This is a genomic window from uncultured Tateyamaria sp. (assembly GCF_947497045.1).
Classification (GTDB): domain Bacteria; phylum Pseudomonadota; class Alphaproteobacteria; order Rhodobacterales; family Rhodobacteraceae; genus Tateyamaria.
On sequence record NZ_CANMEU010000004.1, the window covers coordinates 190,252 to 208,784 of the forward strand.

The window sequence follows — 18,533 nt, forward strand, 5'->3', positions numbered from 1 at the left end:
AATGCTTAACGTCGCAGCATAATCACTTATAATCTGCGCAAAGATGCAGGAATCCAACCGGGAGACGACAATGTTACATGACCTGAAACACCTGTCCGCACGCGTGGCGGCAGGCACACTGACACGCCGCGAATTTATGACCAAGGCTGCCGCATTGGGCGTGACGGCTGCGGTCGCAACCTCCATGCTGGCGCAAGTTGCACAGGCGGCGCCTGTCGCGGGTGGGACGTTCAAGATGGGCGTGCAGGGTGGTGAATCCACCAACACCCAAGACCCCGCTGCCTGGGCCTCGGACGTACCAATCGCGGGAGGGTTCCTGTGGGGCGAAGCGCTCGTAGAACTCAACGCGGATGGTAGTCTCAAGGGCCAGGTTGCCGAAAGCTGGGAAGGCTCGGACGATGCGACGGTCTGGCGCTTCAAGGTCCGTCAGGGGATCAAATTCTCCAACGGCGCAGATGTCACAGCCGACGACGTCATGCAGACCATGGCGCGCCACTCGAACGAAGACTCCAAGTCCGGCGCTTTGGGCATCGTGCAGGGTATCAAATCCATGCGCACCGATGGTGACGTGTTCGAAGTGACCCTTGATGTGGGCAACGCTGACCTGCCCTATCTGATGGCAGACTACCACTTGATGATCCAGCCCAATGGCGGCTTTGATGACCCGGCTGCGGCCATCGGCACCGGCCCCTACACGCTCGAAAGCGATGAGCCCGGCGTGCGCATGGTCTTCAAGCGTCGCCCGGACTACTGGGAAGGTGATCAAACCGTTGTGGCGCACTACGACACCATCGAGGTTATCGTTCTGAACGACGCCACAGCGCGCACCGCCGCCCTGCAATCGGGTCAGGTGGATGCGATCAGCCGGGTTGAACCCAAGATCGCCAAGCTGCTGGACCGCGCGCCGACGCTGAACGTGTTGTCGACCCAAGGCCGTGGCCACTATGTGTTCATCGCCCATGTTGACACAGCACCGTTCGACAACCTCGAACTGCGCCTTGCCCTCAAGCATGCGCTGAACCGTCAGGAAATGGTCGACAAGATCCTGCAAGGCTATGGCTCGATCGGAAACGATATTCCGATCAATGCAGCATATCCGTTTTTCGATGAAACGATCCCACAGCGTGAATTCGATCTGGAAAAAGCGGCCGAGCATTACAAGAAGTCCGGCCACGATGGGTCGCCCATCATCCTGCGGACCGCCAATGGTGCGTTTCCAGGCGCGGTTGACGCTGCATCCTTGTACCAGCAATCGTGCCAAGCGGCTGGTATTCCACTGGAAATCAAGCGTGAACCAGATGACGGATACTGGTCGGAAGTGTGGAACGTTCAACCATTCTGCTGTTCCTACTGGAGCGGACGACCGGTGCAGGATCAGATGTATACCACGGCATATCTGTCCACTGCCGACTGGAATGACACCCGCTGGAAGCGTCCTGAGTTTGACGAGATGCTGCTGGAAGCGCGTGCCGAGATCGACGAGGGCAAGCGTAAGGAAATCTATTCCCAGATGGGTCGCCTGTTGAACGAAGAGGGCGGCCTGATGGTCCCGATGTTCAACGACTTCGTGGATGCGGTTTCAGACAAAGTGCAAGGCTGGGAAGCAAACCCCAACGGCGCTCTGATGTACTGGAAGGTCGGCAAGTACACTTGGAAAGCGTAAAGCAGTCCAGTGTTCGCTTTCAATAATCCCGTTGCCCGGCAGACATCGCCGGGCAACGTCCGCCCCTCGGGGCCCGTTGCTGACCTGATCCACAGCGCCGCATCCCGATTGCCGCGGTCCACGTGTTTGGTCCACATCCCCCAAACGTTTGATATCCTTGTGCCTGCGCCCACGCGGCACCCCGCCTGTTCATTCATCGCCCCGGCCCCGTTGCGGCCATCCCTAACGACGGAGGCGCGCGCGCCCTCATGCATCCAGTTGTAACATTGGTCGCCCAACGCCTTGGGCTTGGCCTGATCCTGCTGTTCGCAGCCTCCGCCTTGATCTTTGGCTTGACCGAAATACTGCCCGGTGACGCGGCACAGGCCATTTTGGGACAGACCGCAACCCCAGAAAACCTCGCCAACCTGCGGGCAGAAATGGGCCTCGACCGGCCTGCCTTCACCCGCTACTTCGAGTGGCTGGGGGGGATCATGACAGGTGATCTGGGCAATGCGCTGACCAACAAACTGCCCATTGCGGATCAAATTTCGCGCCGGATGTCGGCCACGCTGTTCCTTGCGTTCTGGGCCGCCATCATCTCGGTCCCGCTGGCGATCCTGCTGGGCCTGATCGCGGTGCGTTATCAAAACCGGTGGCCGGACAAGCTGATCTCTGGGGTGACCCTCGCCTCAATCTCGCTACCCGAGTTCATGATTGCCTACATTCTGGTGTTCTTCTTTGCGGTCAAACTGTTCTGGGCCCCGTCCTTTGCATCCGTTTCGCCGGGAATGCCGCTGCTGGAACAACTCCACGCGATCTCGCTGCCGGTTGCGGTGCTGACCATGGTGGTGTTGGCACATATGATGCGGATGACGCGCGCGGCCATTCTGAATGTGATGCAGTCAGCCTATATTGAAACGGCTGAACTCAAGGGGTTGACGACCTTTACCGTCATCCGCAAGCACGCATTCCCAAACGCCATCGCCCCCATCGTGAACGTGGTGATGATCAACCTTGCCTATCTGGTGGTGGGCGTCGTCGTGGTCGAAGTCGTGTTCGCCTATCCGGGTATGGGCCAATATCTGGTGGATGCGGTGGTCAAACGCGATGTGCCCGTGGTGCTGGCCTGCGGGGTGATCTTTGCCGCCGTCTACATCATCCTCAATATTGTGGCGGATGTAGTGTCCATTCTCGCCAATCCGCGCCTGAGGCATCCAAAATGAATTTTTCACCGAGAAAATTTATCTCGTGCGACCAAGCGTCTTTGCAAAGCAAAGGCGCAGGGAGACATCCATTCGCCATTCCGGGTGCAACAATGACCTGCCCGACACTGAGAGACCAAAACCAATGCTAAAGAACATCCCCCTCTCAGCCGCGATCGGCCTGATCATCACCGGCACCTACTTTCTGGCGGCCATCTTTGCGGGCGTCATCGCGCCCTACGGCATGGCCGAAACCGTCGGCGATGTGTGGGAGCCGTCCTCGGCCGCGCACTGGCTTGGCACCGACCAGATCGGGCGCGATCTGCTCACCCGCATGATCTATGGCGGGCAAACCACGATCTTTATCGCCACCGCCGCCACAATCCTCAGCTTCACCACCGGCTCTGTCCTTGGCTTTATCGCCGCCGTTTCGGGGGGATGGGTCGACCAGTTGATGAGCCGGCTTGTCGATCTGTTCATGTCGATCCCGTCCCTGATCCTCGCGCTCGTGATCCTGTCTTCGATCGAGGCGACAGTGGTGACGCTGATCGTGATCATGGGGCTGCTGGACAGCACGCGGGTGTACCGACTGGCGCGCGCGGTGGCCGTGGACATCACGGTCATGGACTATGTCGAGGCGGCGCGACTGCGCGGCGAAAAACTGAAATGGATCATCTTTCGGGAAATTCTGCCCAACGCACTGTCGCCATTGGTGGCCGAAATGGGCCTGCGCTTCATCTTCATGGTGCTGTTCATCTCGACGCTGTCCTTTCTCGGGATCGGAGTGCAGCCGCCTCTGGCCGACTGGGGCGGGATCGTGAAAGAGAACAAGGAGGGGATCAACTTCGGCATCGGTGCCGCCCTTTATCCGGCGGTCGCCATTGCGACCCTGTCGATCAGCGTGAACTTGATTGCAGACTGGATCCTGACACGCACCACCTCGCTGAAAGGGGGCCGCGGATGATCTTCATTGTTCCTAAAATGCTCAAAATTTACCTGACGGAGACCTCACAATGACAACGCCTCTCCTTCAGGTCCGTGGCCTAAAAATCGGCGCAACCGTCTATCCGCCCGGCGAAAAACCACACGATATCGAAATCGTGCACGGCGTCGACTTTGACGTTGAAGCGGGCAAGGTTCTCGGCTTGATCGGTGAATCCGGAGCCGGGAAATCCACCATTGGTCTCGCCTCCATGGCCTATGGGCGCGGCGGCGTCGAACTGACAGGCGGTGAGGTCATGGTGAACGGGCGCGATGTGCTGCAATCAAGCTTGCGCGATATCCGCCGGTTGCGCGGGGCCGAAGTCACTTATGTGTCTCAATCCGCCGCCGCCTCGTTCAACCCGGCCAAACGGATCATGGAACAGGTGATCGAGGCAGCCGTGCTCCAAGGCAAGTTCTCCAGATCCGATGCCGAAGACCGGGCACGCGCGCTGTTTGAAAAACTCGGCCTGCCCGACCCGGACAGTATTGGAAACCGCTATCCCCATCAGGTCTCGGGCGGGCAATTGCAGAGGTGCATGACGGCACTGGCGCTGTGCCCCGAACCCGACCTTGTGGTCTTTGACGAACCGACCACGGCGCTGGATGTGACCACACAAATCGATGTGCTCAAGGCGATCAAGGACGCAATCCGCGACACCGGGGTAGCCGCGCTCTACATCACCCACGACCTCGCGGTTGTGGCGCAGGTGGCCGATCACATCATGGTGCTGCGTCAGGGCGAGATGGTCGAATACGGCACCACCGATCAGATCATCAACGCGCCGCGCGAAGAGTACACGCAAGCCCTCGTCTCGGTCCGCTCGATCACGCATGAGGAAAAGCAACCGACCGAGCCTGTGCTGCGGGTCGAAAACATCACCGCGCGCTATGCCGGCACCAAGTTCAATGTGCTGCACAATGTGTCGGTCGATCTCAGCCCCGGTCAAACGCTGGCCGTGGTGGGCGAATCCGGGTCCGGCAAATCCACACTGGCGCGGGTGATCACCGGCCTCCTGCCTCCAGGCGATGGCACGATCACCTTCGCCGGGCGCAGGCTGTCGCCCGACCAGCCGTCACGCAGCCTCGAAGATCTGCGTGAATTGCAGATGATCTATCAGATGGCTGACACCGCGATGAACCCCCGGCAGACGGTGGGCACGATCATCGGGCGCCCTCTGGAATTTTACTTCGGCCTCAAAGGCAAAGAAAAACAGGAACGTATTCAGGAACTGTTGGACGAAATCGAACTGGGTGAAGGGTTTCAGGATCGCTATCCGGCGGAACTCTCGGGCGGGCAGAAACAGCGGGTCTGCATCGCACGCGCGCTGGCGGCCAAGCCCAAGCTGATCATCTGTGACGAGGTCACCTCGGCCCTCGACCCGCTGGTGGCGGACGGCATCCTCAAACTGCTCCTGAACCTGCAAAAGGTCGAGGACGTCGCCTATCTCTTCATCACGCACGATCTGGCCACAGTGCGCGCGATCGCGGACAGTATCGCGGTGATGTACCAAGGACGGGTGCAACGTTACGGCAGCAAATCCGAAGTGCTCACCCCGCCCTTTGACGACTACACCGACCTCCTGCTGAGTTCGGTGCCGGAAATGAAATTGGGCTGGCTCGAAGAAGTGATCGCACATCGCAAAATGGAAAGCGCAGGTAACTAAGGCCCGCGCCTTCCCTCTTCTTTTGACCAAAAATACCGTGGGGTTTGGGGCAAAGCCCCAAGGGGGCTGGGATGGAAAACAAACTGCTGCTGATTATTCTCGACGGGGTGCCCTACCGCAATTGGCGCCGCCTGTTCGGCAATCTCGAAGGCTGGGTCGATGCGGGCACGGCCCGCGTCTGGATGCACCGCGCAGTGCTGCCCTCGATCTCGGCCAGTTGCTATGCGTCGATCCACACCGGGGTCACCCCGGCGCAGCATGGCTGCACGGGCAACGGAAACGTGTTTCGCCTGTCCCACCCGGACGTGTTTTCGCAAACCCGCATCGCGGGCGGGACGACAGGTGCGGTGGCACACTCGTTCTGGTCCGAGTTTTTCAACCGCGCGCCTTTCGACGTGGTGCGTGACATCGAATATGACGAACCCGACAGCGACACGATCAACCACGGGCGCTTTCACACGATGACAGGCTATGGGCGCGACAACCAAATGACGCCATCTGATCTGGACCTGTTCGGTACGCTCACCAACCTCTGTGCGCGTTTCGATCTGAACTACGGCATGCTGCACACCTGCACGCTGGACAGCATGGGGCATCGGTTTTTTCACGAGAGTCAGGAAATGGATCAAGCCTGTTTCGTCATGGACGAGATGTTGGCCCCGTTCATCCCGCGCTGGCGGGCGATGGGCTATGAGGTGATCGTGACGGCAGATCATGGGCAGGACGCACGCGGCCATCACGGTGGACGGGGCGATTTGCAACAGGATGCGGCGCTCTATTATTTCGGGGATGCAGACGGCCCCGATGCGGACATGATCATTGATCAGGTACAGCTTGCACCGACCATCCTCAGCCGCCTTGGCGCGCCGATTCCCGACACGATGAAAGCCAAGCCGTTCCTGACCTAGGTCACCGCCGCCTTGTGCGCCGCGAACACCTCAGCCAGATGCGTGCTTGTCTGGAGGCCCCGAACGGTGCGGTGTAAGTCACCCTGCCCGTCAAACATCAAAAGGGTCACATGCGGCACGCGGTATTTGCGCGCGAATGCGGCACCCTCGGGCGTTTTGATATCCGCCACCAGATAGGTCACCCCGCACTCATCAAAGTCCCGCAAGGCCGCGCGGGTCTGCTTTTGCAAGGCGGTACAGGTGGGGCATTGCGGATCATGGATTTGCACGATTGTCATGGCACCTTCGCCCACGCGGGTCAGGTCATGCTCGGCGGCATAGGCCCGGAACGATCCGAACCCCCAATAGCCCGCACCCGCCAGTGCCGCGAGGCCAATGGCCCCGCTGCGGCCCAGTTTCAGCACGTCGCGGCGCGACGGTGTCGGGGCTGCGGTGGGCGTGGATTTGCGGTGCCTGGATTTGGACTTGGACATATAAAGGGCCTGTGAAACGAATTGACGTCCGTACTTTACTCCCGAACCGCCGAGACGCACCTGACAATCACGTCATCGCAGCCCGACAAAAAAGGGGTGCACAGGCAAATGCCCGCACGCCCTTCTCGTGTCGTCTTCAGACGTATCTCACTCCGCCGCGATGGCTGCGGGTGCTGGTTCCCATGGCGCGATAAATGCGCCCAGAACCGTCTGCAATGCCTGATCACTTGCGCCCTTGGCATCGACCTGGGCCACAAGCCCGCGTTTCTTGTCGTCAATCACCGACACAACGCGCGCGTCCAGACCAGCCTTTGACAGTGCTTCGTTATAGGTGCGCGTGATCGCCTCCTTGCGCAGGTCAGGCTTGAAGATCTTGCCGACAGCGGTTTTGGGCAATTCATCCATAATCACCATGTGCTTGGGCTGTGCGGCCCGTTCACGCACGTGGGTCTTGCAGAACTCGATCAACTCATCCGGGGTGACGGACGCCCCCTCGACCAATTCCACATAGGCGCAGGGCACTTCGCCCGAATGGGCGTCCGGCTGGCCGATGGCACCGGCAAAGGCGATGGCTTTGTGGCCCAGCAACGCTTCTTCGATTTCGGCAGGGTCAATGTTGTGCCCGCCGCGAATGATCAGATCCTTGGCGCGGCCCGTGATCCACAGATATCCATCCGCATCAAAGCGGCCCAGATCGCCGGTGCGCAGGTATTTTTCCTGATAGTACAGGTCCTTGTTCTTCTCGGCTTCGGTGTAGGTATTGCCGGGCCACACACCGGGATTGGACACGCAAATCTCGCCCACCTCCTCGATCGCAGCCTCGGCAGCACCCTCGGGCGTGCCCTTGAAGATCTTGACGTCTGTATAGGGGAACGGGATGCCGACCGACCCAATCTTTTTCTCGCCATCAATCGGGTTGCCCGACACAAGGCAGGTCGCCTCGGTCATGCCATAGCCTTCGACGATTTCGACCCCTGCGGCAGCCTCGTAACGTTTGAACAGTTCCTGGGGCAACGGCGCGGAGCCGGAGAAGGTCGACTTCACCGTCGAGATATCGGCATCGATCCCGCGCTGCATCATGGCCGCAATGGCCGTGGGCACCGATGCGATAAAGGTGATCTTCCAGCGTTCCGTCAGTTTCCAGATGTTGTCGAACACGCCTTCACCGCGATAACCTTGCGGCGTCGGGAAGATGCAATGAGCACCCGACGCCACAGCACCCATCAGCAAGACATGGGCTGCCATGACGTGGAACAATGGCAAGGGCGCGAGGATATTGTCGTCCGGGCCCAGCAACACGGTTGCGCCCACCCAGCCATTGTAGATCATGCCGGAATATTTGTGCTGTGCGACCTTGGGCATGCCGGTCGTCCCACCTGTGTGGAAATAGCAGGCGACGCGGTCGTCCTGCACGTCCTCAAAGCTGAGGGTTTTGGGCTGCTTGGCGGCTTCGGCGTTGAAATTCTTGTACACCACACCGGGGGCCTGTTCGGACTTCGGGCGGATCAGCGGGATGATGAACGACTTGAGGCCGGACACATGGGTCAGCAGATCAACCTCAAGCACCGTCTTGACGTTGGGGGCAAGGGACACCGCCTGGGCGGTCTTCTGGGCCACGTCTGTTTTGGGAAAGGCGCGCAGGGTCACGACGATCTTGGCATTTGTCTCGCGCAGGATCGAGCCGATTTGTTCAGCATCAAGCAACGGGTTGATCGGGGCCACGATGCCCGCGGTTGCGCCACCCAAAAGCGTCAGCACGGTTTCGGTCGCATTGGGCAGAATATAGGCGACCACGTCCGTCGGGCCGATACCCATGGCACGCAACATGTTGGCGCATTGTGTTGTGCGATCCTTGAGGGCGGAATAGGTCAGCGTCTCCGCCTTGGAGGTGGGATCCGAAAAGATCTGGTAGCTGACCGCATTGTGGTTCGGGAATTTCTCGGCAGTGGCGCTGAGCATGCCGTAAAGGGTCTTGGCAACGTCGCGCTCTTCCCATGGCATTTCATTTTGAATGGCGTCGCGGTCCGCGATCCCTGCAAATGTCATCGTCATCCTCCCTGATGCGTCTTTTGATTCTTTGGGGCGCAGCGCGCGTACCTGATGGTCAAGGATGCGGTGGATTGCCGCAATATTCAAGGAGTGTGGGGCCCCGCGAGACCACAATACGCGGCGTCAAAAAACGTAACGCTAGGTCACAACAAGAAAGGCGACGGGCCATAGCAACCGGTCACCCTCCACCGCCATTCGGTGTACTGGATCAGCCCTGTGGAATGCGCGGAACCTGACTGCTCCACTTTTACAGAATGCGTCAGGGACGCGAGGCCGTGCCCCCTCGCAGGGGCATGGGAATTATTCCGCCGCGATGCCATCTGTAAATTGCAGGCGGGCCAGGCGGGCATAAAGCCCACCTTCGCTGACCAGTTGATCATGCGGACCTTGCGCCACAACGCGTCCCTGATCCAGCACCACGATGCGGTCTGCCTTTTTCACCGTGGCCAGCCGGTGCGCCACGATCAGGGTTGTACGCCCTTGCGCCAAGCTGTCCACCGCGTCCTGCACAGCGCGCTCACTTTCGGCATCCAGCGCGCTTGTCGCCTCGTCCAGCAACAGCAACGGTGCGTCGCGCAGGATCGCGCGCGCAATGGCGATCCGTTGCTTTTGACCACCAGACAGCATCACGCCGCGCTCACCAAGGGGGCTGTGATATCCTTCGGGCAGGCTGGTGATAAAGTCATGCGCTTCGGCAGCACGGGCAGCGGCTTCGATCTCGGCTTGCGAGGCATCGGGGCGGCCAAAGGCAATGTTTTCCGCCGCGGACGCCGCAAAGATCACCGGGTCCTGCGGGACCAGCGCGATATGCTGGCGGAACGCCTCTCGGTCCATTTCGGCCACATCGACACCATCGATCCTGATCTGCCCCTCTTGCGGGTCGTAAAAGCGCAAAAGCATATGGATGATCGTGGTCTTGCCCGCGCCCGAAGGGCCGACAAACGCCACCGTCTCACCCGGCGTAATCTCGAGTGTCACACCGTCCAGCGCATTGAGTGCAGGGCGGGCGGGATAGGCAAAACGCACGTTTTCAAAGGCGATGTGCCCCTGCACCGGGGTGGGCAAGATCTTGGGCCGGGCGACGTCCTGCACCGCATCTTCGGTTTGCAACAACTCGACCAACCGCTCGGTCGCGCCCGCCGCGCGCTGCAATTCGCCGATGATCTCGGACAGGGCCGCCACGCCCCCAGCAACCATCACCGCATAGATCACGAACTGGATGAGCGCACCCATCGTCATCACACCGGCACGCACGTCATTGGCCCCGATCCACAGCACCCCGACAATCCCCGCAAAGACCAGAAAGATCACAATGACCGTCATCAGTGCACGGATGGTGATGCGCCGCTTGGCCGACCCATAGCTGGCCTCTGTCACATCCGCAAACATCATCCGGCTGGCGGCCTCGTGGGTAAAGGCCTGCACCGTTTGCACCGCACTCAGTTGCTCGGAGGCGCGCCCCGAAGACGCAGCAATCCAATCCTGGTTTTCACGGCTCAGCCCGCGCAGCTTGCGCCCCAGTACAAGGATCGGCACCACGACGGCGGGTACGATCAACAGCACCAGCCCGGCAAGTTTGGCCGAGGTCAGCAGCATCAGGACCAGACCGCCGAAAAAGATCAGAATGTTGCGCAAGGCAATCGAGACGGAGGACCCAATGACGCTCAGGATCAAGGTGGTGTCAGTAGTGATCCGGCTCAGCACCTCACCCGTCAGGACATTTTCGTAAAAACTGGGCGACATGCCGATGACCCGGTCAAACACCGCCTTTCGGATATCCGCCACCACCCGTTCGCCAAGGCGTGTGACCAAGGCGTATCGCAGCCCCGTGCCAAAGGCGAGCAGGCCCGCAATGCCGATGGCCGCGAGGAAATAAAGATCGAGGACAGCGGGGTCTTCGCTGCCGAAGTTGTCCACGACACGGCGCACCGCCAAGGGCAGTGTCAGGGACACCACAGCCGTCAGAACAAGGGCCAGAATGGCGGCGATCATCAGCGGCCAATAGGGGATCAGAAACGGCACCAATGCGCGTAACGACCCAAGCTCTCTGGATTTTTCACGCTCTTGTGTGGCTGATTGAGGCGGCAAATCTGTCGTGGTCTTGTCGGTCATGCTCTCTCCAGGCGTCCGTGCACCGCAGATGGCCGCAACATCCATGTCGCGTCAAGTGGACAGCACAGCGCAGGTCGAAATCGGTGGAAAATTGGAGCGGGCGGCGGGAATCGAACCCGCGTCATTAGCTTGGAAGGCTAAGGTCTTACCACTACACAACGCCCGCAAGACCGAAGCCTCGGATACGGCATCGCGGATGCGGGGTCAAGCGGGACGAGGGCCGCGATATGGCGGGGTGCCGCCTTAGTACCCGCGCACCGGATCAACCACATTGACCAGCGCCTCACCCGCAATCCAGCGCCCGAAGTTGGCAAGGAACAGGTCAAAGGACGCATCCTCCCACCCGTCATGCACCGACGAACAATGGGGGGAGATCAGCACGTTGTCCAAGGCCCAAAGCGGACTGCCCTGCGGCAGCGGCTCGACCTCGAACACATCCAAAGCGGCCCCTGCGACATGCCCCTCGGCCAGCGCATCCGCCAACGCGCCCTGATCAACGACCCCACCCCGTGACACATCCGCAAGGATCACGCCGGGTTTCATCGCCTTGAGCTGAGAGGCCCCGATCAACCCGCGCGTCCGTGCCGTCAAAGGTGTTGATATCGCAATGAAATCAGCCCGCGCCAGCAGGCTGTTCAAAGCGTCTGCACCGTGCACCTCGTCCACGTTGTCCATGTCGCGCGGGGTGGCGCGGGTGCCGATCACGTGCATCCCGAACGCTTTGGCACGCTGCGCGGTCGCCTGACCGGTGTGGCCCAGACCAACAATCAACAGCGTCTTGCCCTTGAGCGGACGCACCGTGCGCGCGGCCCAGACCTGCGCGCCCTTGTCCGCCTGCAACCCCGGCACGTCCAGCATGAAATGCAAAAACCCGCCAATCACGTATTCGGCCATCATGTCCGCTGCGACCCCGGCGGCATTTGTCACGGTTGTGGCTCGCGCGTCCCACTGCCCGAAGTGGTCCGTCCCCACACCCCCATTTGCGATCCATCGCGGGCCATTGGGGCCGAAAAGGGCCGCCCTCGGAAAGCCGGGCGTGCCGTTGAACCGCACGGTGTATACCACCTGAGGCGCAAAACCTGTCAGCATCTCAGGCAACCCGTCATAGCTGTCACAGACGCGCACCTGCGCCTGTGGGCTGGCCGCCATCAGCCTGTCGACCAACCCTTCGGGCGCATCGGTATGCAGCACGACACGGACCGGATCCGTCATGTGGTCTCTCCTGCCGGGGGGTGGATCAGGGCCAGCAGATCGCTGAATTTTGTGTCCGGCTCCTGCATTTTGGCCCGCATCTCCCAGATCACAGCCTTGCGCTGTTGTGGCATCGCGCCAGAGATGGCGTGGAATTTGGCCTCAACATCGCCAAGCGCCATCGGGGCCTCAGGTCCGCCGCGCGCATGCACATCCCCCGAGCTGAGTGTGCGCCCATCCTGCAAGCGCACCGTCACATCCGACCACCGCCCGGCCGGAAAGCGCGATGTATGCCGTGCGTCTTCCTGCACTGTGATTTTGTTCACGACGGCGGCGACCTGCGCGTTCCTCAGTTCCGCACCCGAGATATGGTCCGCATTGATCCGCCCATGCACCAATCGCGCCCCCAATGCGAAAGCCAGCGAATACTGTGCCTGCGAGGTCGTCTCTGGCATGCCGGGAAACAGGGCGGCGGCCTTGTCAAAGGTGCGCACATCAATGGCTGCAATGTCGCCCGCAGTCAGGCTGTGCCCGTCGATCAAGTCCCCGAACCCATCAAGTGCAGCATGGGCCCATCGGCAAATCGGATAGGGTTTGATGTAGTTCTGCGTGATCGTCCAGCGTTGGCCCAGATCAGCCCAATGCTGTGCAATATCAGCGGCTTCGACTGTGATGGCCGGGGCACCCTCAAACCCGGCTTCAGCCATCAGCACCGCCATTGTCCCCACCAAAGCGCCCATGCCCGACCCGTCATGCAGCATGGTGGGATTGGCGATTTCCCGCATCATCTGACTGCGCGGCCCGTGATACTCGGCAATCCCCAGGGCATGCCGCAACTGGTCCGTCGTGGCCCCGCGCAGCCGACAGCCAAGGGCCGCAACCCCAAGCGCATTCCATGCCCCCGAGGTGTGATAATCCGCAACGCTGGCATGCAGCGCGATGGCGGCCCTTGCCGACACCTCATAGGCCATTGCCATTGCGCGCAACGCATCCCGCGCCGAAAGGTCGGGCAGGTGCTCTCCAAACGCACACAACGCGGGCACAACCGCACAGCCGATATGCCCAAGCGTCGGGTTATATCCATCATGGGCATCCAGATTGTCGATCTGTGTGGCCGCCGCAAAGGCGGCCCCAGACAGTGAGGCACGGCGGCCATCAAACATGAGCGTGGCCTGATCGCTCGGGTTTGATGCAGCGTGAAAGCGCACCGCATGATCGCACGCGATCTGTCCGGCCTGCATCCCATCTGCCCCTGCGGCCACGCCCAACGTGTCGATCAACAAGGTCGCGGCCATGTCGACGGCAGCGTCCGGCACGGCACATGGTCCCAATGTGAAGGCAGCGATATCTTCAAAGGTCATGGACGCTCCGATGCCAGCAATTGGCCAAAGCCGGTGATCGGGGCGCGCAGCCCAAGCAGGCGCATCGCCTGAAACACCATCGCCTGATTTGAACTGATGACGGGTTTGCCCAAGGCCCGCTCAAGATCATCCAGAACCTCGACGCTGCGCATGTCCGTACACGACAACACCACGACCTGAGCGTCCGGATGATCGGCGCGCTGCCCAAGGGCATAAACCTCGCGCGGGGTCAACGCGCCCTGCCCTTCATTGTCCAGCGTGCCCTTAAAGTCAGCGCAGTGTACGGTGTCGAACCCCATTTGGCCGAGGAAGTTGATCGCCATGTCATTGATTGCGGGCACATAAGGCGATGCAAACGCGATCCGTTTTGCTTCCTGCGCTGTCAACGCAGCAACCAGCGCCCCTGCGGCCGTGACCGTCCTGGCCCCGCTGGCTTGCGCAATGCGCGCGGCCAGATCGCGATCAAAGGCTGATCCATGGGTGAGTGTCGCCGAGGTGCAACCATAAAACACGACATCCGGTTTGACCCCCGTCAGCAGCCGCAAGGGTTCTTCGAGGTTCGCAGACCCCAAGGCATGCATCTGGTCGGCGTCCGGTATTTCATCCTCGTCATAGCCCCCCATGCGGGCAAAGTGCACCGACACACCATCCGGGCGCAACAACGCCATGTCCGGCTCAAGGTTCGAATTGGTAAAAGGGACCAGCACGCCAAATCGCGCCTTTCCACGGGATGCGCTCATGTACTGCCCTCCTGCTGCCACTGGTCCAACAGGGCAATGGCCCTTTGCGTGTCAGCCAGCGACCCGACTGTCATGCGCAGCATATGCGGCAGACCCGCGCCGCCCTGGGCGCGCAGGAACATGCCCCGCTTGCGCAAAAACGCATCCGCACGGGCGGCGCGCTCTGCATCGCCCATATCCATCAGAACAAAGTTGGTGAAGCTCGGGTCGACCATAAATCCAAGCGCGCACAAGGCGGTTGCGGCCTCTTCGCGGATCTGTGCGGTCATCACGCAGGTCTGACGCATATAGGTCTGATCCCGCATCGCCGCTGCCGCCCCCGCCTGCGCCGCTGCGGAGATATTGTTGGGGTTCATAACCTTGCGCATCTCAGCTGCAATATGCGGTGGAAACAGCCCCCATCCAACCCGGAAACCTGCCATCCCATAGGCCTTGGAAAATGTGCGCAGCACCACCGTGTTGCCTGCGGTGATCATGTCAAAACAGGCCACCGCCTGATGATCCGCGAACTCGCCATAGGCTTCGTCAATCACCAACAGGATATCGTCCCGCAAGCCTGCGCGCAATCTGTCGAGATCAGCGCGCGGAATGTGGGTTCCGGTCGGATTGCCCGGATTGGCCACGAACACGATGCCGGTGTCGGGCTGCGCGGCTGCCAAAAGGGCGTCGACGGAGACTGTCGTGCCATCCTCGGGTGCGGTGTCGAACCGGGCCTGCGCCATCTGCGCAACGGTGCGGAAAAACGGATAGGCATGGGCGGGGGCCAGCACCGCCTGCGCCGGTCCCGCAAAGGCACGCACAAGGCAGCCGATCAAGTCCAGCGACCCATTCCCGCACAGGATGTTCGCGGAATCGACGCCATGCACCGACGCAATCGCCGCGCGCAAGTTGGTCCAATCGGGGTCAGGATACAGCATCCCCTGCGCCAGTGTTGCCTGCGCCGCCTCGACCGCCAAAGGGCTTGGTGCGCGCAGGCTTTCGTTTTGGGACAGTGAAATCAGGTCAACCCCATCCGGTGCCTGCATGTCCGCAAGCGCATAGGGCGACATTGCCGCGATATGGGGCAAGGCGCGGGTCATGGTCTGCCTCCGGTAACGAATCGGGAGATGCACAAGTCGGGCCGTATCGTCAGTATACGGACCGGGACCGCCATCTGCTGCGTTATGTCCGATGAAACGGTGTCAGAACATGCGTCGCGCCTTTTTTCAGGCTGTTGCGTGGCAAGTGTGTGGGTCATGGATCACGTCGTCGTCACAAGGGCGGGGGGTGACCGCGCAGTGCGCCGTCAAAGCGATCGAGCCTATCGGCCCGACATCCTTATAGACAGGGCACAAGATCGCAGCCCGTGGCTCGGCGCGACAATGATCTGATCCCGACAATACGCATTCGTATGCAACCCATGCGCCGCAATGGCGCGCCGCAACTGTGGAACCAAGCCCGAGGTCAGGTCAAACAAAAAACGTATCAGGGCCGTGGGGCGTCGTCCTCCTCCAGCAGGATACGCTGCGCATCGCCTGCGGGGTCTGAATATTGATCGTGCCGCAACGTCCAGATGAAGGCGACCAGCGCCCCCAGGCCAAGGATCAGCGAACACGGAACAAGAATAACAAGAATGTTCATGGGCTTACTTGGTCCTCAACGCGTTGAGTGTCACGGTGATCGAACTGCTCGACATGGCCAGCGCGGCCATCAAGGGGGTCGCAAACCCCATCAGCGCGAGCGGGATCGCGGTACAGTTGTACCCCGCCGCGAGGGCAAAATTCTCAAGGATCCGCCGCCGCGCACTGCGCGCGATGCGCAGGACCGTCGGAATGCCCGACAGTTGCTGGCCCAGCAGAACGACATCCGCAGCATTCTGGCTTGCCTCAAGCGCAGTGCCCGGTGCGATCGAGGCCCAGGCTTGCGTCAGCGCCAGCGTATCGTTCAGCCCATCGCCCACCATCACAACCCGCCGCCCTTGGGCCTGCAAGTCGCGGATCAGCTTTTGTTTCGCCTCCGGGTCGACCTCGGCATGGACATGATCAACTGGCAGGTCCGCCGCCATCCGTGTGGCATGGGCATGGGTGTCCCCTGTCAACATATGGATGTCGAGCCCCATGGCATGAAGCGCACTCAGCGCAGGCATCGCATCTGGAACCGCGCGCTCGCGCCGCTCCAGCAGATAGGCCGCATCGCCGACCTGCACCCATGTTCCTGTGCCCAAGCCAAGCCATGCCCCGTTTCCCAAAGCAACCGGACGACCCGCACAGCAGGCGCACACGCCCTTGCCCCGATGCTCTTGGATCCCGTCAAGATCCGTGGCTTGCACATCCGCCAACGCACCCAAAACGCTCCGGCTGAGCGGGTGTTGCGAGGCTTGGGCCAGTGCCTTGAGCACACGGCGCGGGCCATCAGGCATCTCGGCTGGTGGCACCAGACCACTGTCGCTGAGCGTTCCTGTCTTGTCAAAGACGACCGTGTCGACCTCGGCCAATCGTTCGAGCGCGGTTTCGGATTTGACCAGAATACCCATGCGGAACAACCGCCCCGTCGCCACGGTCGCGACCGCAGGCACCGCCAGCCCGAGGGCGCAAGGGCATGTGATGATCAGCGTTGCGATGGCGATGGTGAGGGCGTGGTAGAGGTCAGCGGTCGCAAAGGACCAGCCCAGAAACGCGGCCAGCGCCAACCCATGGACCAGCGGCGCATAGATGCCCGCAGCTTTGGTGGCGAGGCTGGTGTAGCGGCTGCGCGCCCCTTCGGCGAGGGCGGCCAGATAAACCAGACGGCGCAGGGTTGACCCTTTGGCATCCACGCTGGTGCGCAGGGTCACGGGGCCGCTCAGGAGCACATCGCCAGCTGTCAGTACCGCACCCGCGCGCACTTCAGTCGCGTCGCTTTCCCCCGTCAACGCGCTGCGGTCCACCTGTGCGACGGGGCTGGTCAACACACCGTCAACCGGAACGCGGCAGCCTGCGGCGAGCCACAGCATATCACCGGTCACGATCTCATCCACCGGGCAACTGACGCGGGTGTCACCATCGATCCGCGTAACCCGGTTGGGTTCAAGCGCGGCCAGGTCCGCCGCCGCCGAGCGTGCAGCACTGCGCATTCGTGTTTCAAGCACCCGGCCCACCAGCAGGAAAAACGTCAACGACAGCGCCGCATCGAAATAAGCGTGCGCGCCCCCGGTCATCGTCTCATAAAGCGACAATCCGCAGGCCAGAATGATCGCCAGCGCAATGGGCACATCCATGTTCAGGCGCGCAGCTTTCAAAGCACTCCAGGCCGAACGAAAGAACGGGTCGGCGCAGTAGATGGCGGCAGGCAGCGATATGGTCGCCGCGATCCAGTGAAAGAAATCGCGGGTCGAGTCGCTGGCCCCCGACCAGACGGCGATCGACAGCAGCATGACGTTCATCATCGCGAAACCCGCAATGCCAAGGCGCAAGGTCAGCCCGTCATTGCCCTGCGCAGCGATCGTGGCGCGTGCCTCGTGCGCCTCAAACCCGATGGCCGTCAGCGCGGTGATCCATGGGGTCGGGTCCAGACCCACCTGTGCCGTGATGGCCACCCGCTTGCGGCTGAGGTTGACGCGGGCGGCGGCAATTTCGGGGCGCGCATTCAAAAGCCGCTCGACCGCGCTGATGCAGGCGGAACAGTGGATGGTGGGCAGGATCAACTCATGGGTGGGCAGGCCTGCGCGCCTCGCTGCACGCTCTGCCGCAGGGCCAGCAGCGACGCAGCCCGGACAGGCGGCCATCGTCATGGCGCAACCCGCACGATCACGCGCTGACGAAAGGCCGTGCCGTCCGCCGCTTCGGCCTCCACCCGCAGGTTCCAGTTGCCCCGCGCCAGGGTGCCGACCTCGGCCACAAACCGGGTGCCATCATGGCGAAACACGGGGCTGAGGTCGTCGGCGACATGGGTGGCACGACCCAGGGTGGCGGCGGTAACGCGTGGCACAACTGCCCCCACCTCATCATCGATCCGCAGAAACAGCATACCATCCACGAGATCGGCACTTACATTCCAACCCAAGGCCTCTTGGGTCGCGCGGTCGCGATCAAAGGTCTGACTGGCCACATAGGAATTGCGCGTCTCAAGGCCCGGAAAGGTCGATACCGCCTTGAACGCCAAGGTGAGGTTCACCCCGATGATAACCGCAAAGGCCCCGCCAAAGATCGCGGCCACATGCCAGCCTGTGAGTTCGCGTGAAAACATG

General features: G+C 61.3%; 15 protein-coding genes and 1 tRNA gene. 5 read left to right on the plus strand and 11 right to left on the minus strand.

The window, feature by feature from the left end:
- Positions 1-70: 70 nt before the first annotated feature.
- The 5 genes from Q0859_RS10435 to Q0859_RS10455 all read left to right on the plus strand — a co-directional run bounded on the left by Q0859_RS10435 (position 71) and on the right by Q0859_RS10455 (position 6,403).
- Positions 71-1,663 carry an ABC transporter substrate-binding protein gene (locus Q0859_RS10435; protein ID WP_299150711.1) on the plus strand — a complete coding sequence of 531 codons (1,593 nt, stop codon included), beginning with the start codon at positions 71-73 and terminating at the stop codon, positions 1,661-1,663.
- A gap of 248 nt (positions 1,664-1,911) precedes the next feature.
- Positions 1,912-2,868 (plus strand): ABC transporter permease, encoded by a 957-nt coding sequence (locus tag Q0859_RS10440; RefSeq protein ID WP_299150714.1) that lies wholly within the window; start codon positions 1,912-1,914, stop codon positions 2,866-2,868.
- A 124-nt stretch (positions 2,869-2,992) separates the two neighbouring features.
- On the plus strand, positions 2,993-3,811 hold the full coding sequence (locus Q0859_RS10445) for an ABC transporter permease (RefSeq protein ID WP_299150717.1): 819 nt from the start codon (positions 2,993-2,995) through the stop codon (positions 3,809-3,811).
- A gap of 49 nt (positions 3,812-3,860) precedes the next feature.
- Complete coding sequence (locus Q0859_RS10450; RefSeq protein WP_299150719.1) at positions 3,861-5,495, plus strand: ABC transporter ATP-binding protein; 1,635 nt, start codon at positions 3,861-3,863, stop codon at positions 5,493-5,495.
- A 71-nt stretch (positions 5,496-5,566) separates the two neighbouring features.
- Entirely contained in the window at positions 5,567-6,403 is an 837-nt protein-coding gene (locus tag Q0859_RS10455) for an alkaline phosphatase family protein (protein ID WP_299150722.1), read from the plus strand.
- On the opposite strand, the gene Q0859_RS10460 is transcribed toward Q0859_RS10455, so the two are convergent.
- The 11 genes from Q0859_RS10460 to Q0859_RS10510 all read right to left on the minus strand — a co-directional run bounded on the left by Q0859_RS10460 (position 6,400) and on the right by Q0859_RS10510 (position 18,532).
- Complete coding sequence (locus tag Q0859_RS10460; protein WP_299150724.1) at positions 6,400-6,876, minus strand: hypothetical protein; 477 nt, start codon at positions 6,874-6,876, stop codon at positions 6,400-6,402. The genes Q0859_RS10455 and Q0859_RS10460 overlap by 4 nt on opposite strands.
- A 147-nt stretch (positions 6,877-7,023) precedes the next feature.
- Entirely contained in the window at positions 7,024-8,922 is a 1,899-nt protein-coding gene (locus Q0859_RS10465) for an acyl-CoA synthetase (RefSeq protein WP_299150726.1), read from the minus strand.
- Positions 8,923-9,225: 303 nt separating this feature from the next.
- A complete protein-coding gene (locus Q0859_RS10470) occupies positions 9,226-11,037 on the minus strand; it encodes an ABC transporter transmembrane domain-containing protein (RefSeq protein ID WP_299150728.1) in 1,812 nt (603 codons plus the stop codon).
- Positions 11,038-11,129: 92 nt separating this feature from the next.
- A tRNA-Gly gene (locus Q0859_RS10475) sits at positions 11,130-11,203 on the minus strand.
- A gap of 77 nt (positions 11,204-11,280) precedes the next feature.
- Positions 11,281-12,249: a D-2-hydroxyacid dehydrogenase gene (locus Q0859_RS10480; protein WP_299150731.1), complete on the minus strand. Its 969-nt coding sequence runs from the start codon at positions 12,247-12,249 to the stop codon at positions 11,281-11,283.
- Positions 12,246-13,589, minus strand: a complete 1,344-nt coding sequence (locus Q0859_RS10485; RefSeq protein ID WP_299150733.1) for an MmgE/PrpD family protein — start codon at positions 13,587-13,589, stop codon at positions 12,246-12,248. Before Q0859_RS10485 ends, Q0859_RS10480 begins: the two co-directional genes overlap by 4 nt.
- Positions 13,586-14,329, minus strand: coding sequence for an Asp/Glu racemase (locus tag Q0859_RS10490; RefSeq protein WP_299150735.1), 744 nt, complete (start codon positions 14,327-14,329; stop codon positions 13,586-13,588). The genes Q0859_RS10485 and Q0859_RS10490 overlap by 4 nt, the downstream gene beginning before the upstream one ends.
- The gene (locus Q0859_RS10495; protein WP_299150737.1) at positions 14,326-15,408 is read right to left on the minus strand and encodes a histidinol-phosphate transaminase; all 1,083 of its coding nucleotides are present in this window, start codon (positions 15,406-15,408) and stop codon (positions 14,326-14,328) included. Before Q0859_RS10495 ends, Q0859_RS10490 begins: the two co-directional genes overlap by 4 nt.
- 385 nt (positions 15,409-15,793) lie before the next feature.
- Complete coding sequence (gene ccoS, locus Q0859_RS10500; protein WP_299150741.1) at positions 15,794-15,949, minus strand: cbb3-type cytochrome oxidase assembly protein CcoS; 156 nt, start codon at positions 15,947-15,949, stop codon at positions 15,794-15,796.
- A 4-nt stretch (positions 15,950-15,953) separates the two neighbouring features.
- On the minus strand, positions 15,954-18,077 hold the full coding sequence (locus tag Q0859_RS10505) for a heavy metal translocating P-type ATPase (RefSeq protein WP_299150745.1): 2,124 nt from the start codon (positions 18,075-18,077) through the stop codon (positions 15,954-15,956).
- Positions 18,074-18,532 (minus strand): FixH family protein, encoded by a 459-nt coding sequence (locus tag Q0859_RS10510; protein WP_299150749.1) that lies wholly within the window; start codon positions 18,530-18,532, stop codon positions 18,074-18,076. Before Q0859_RS10510 ends, Q0859_RS10505 begins: the two co-directional genes overlap by 4 nt.
- Position 18,533: the final 1 nt, after the last annotated feature.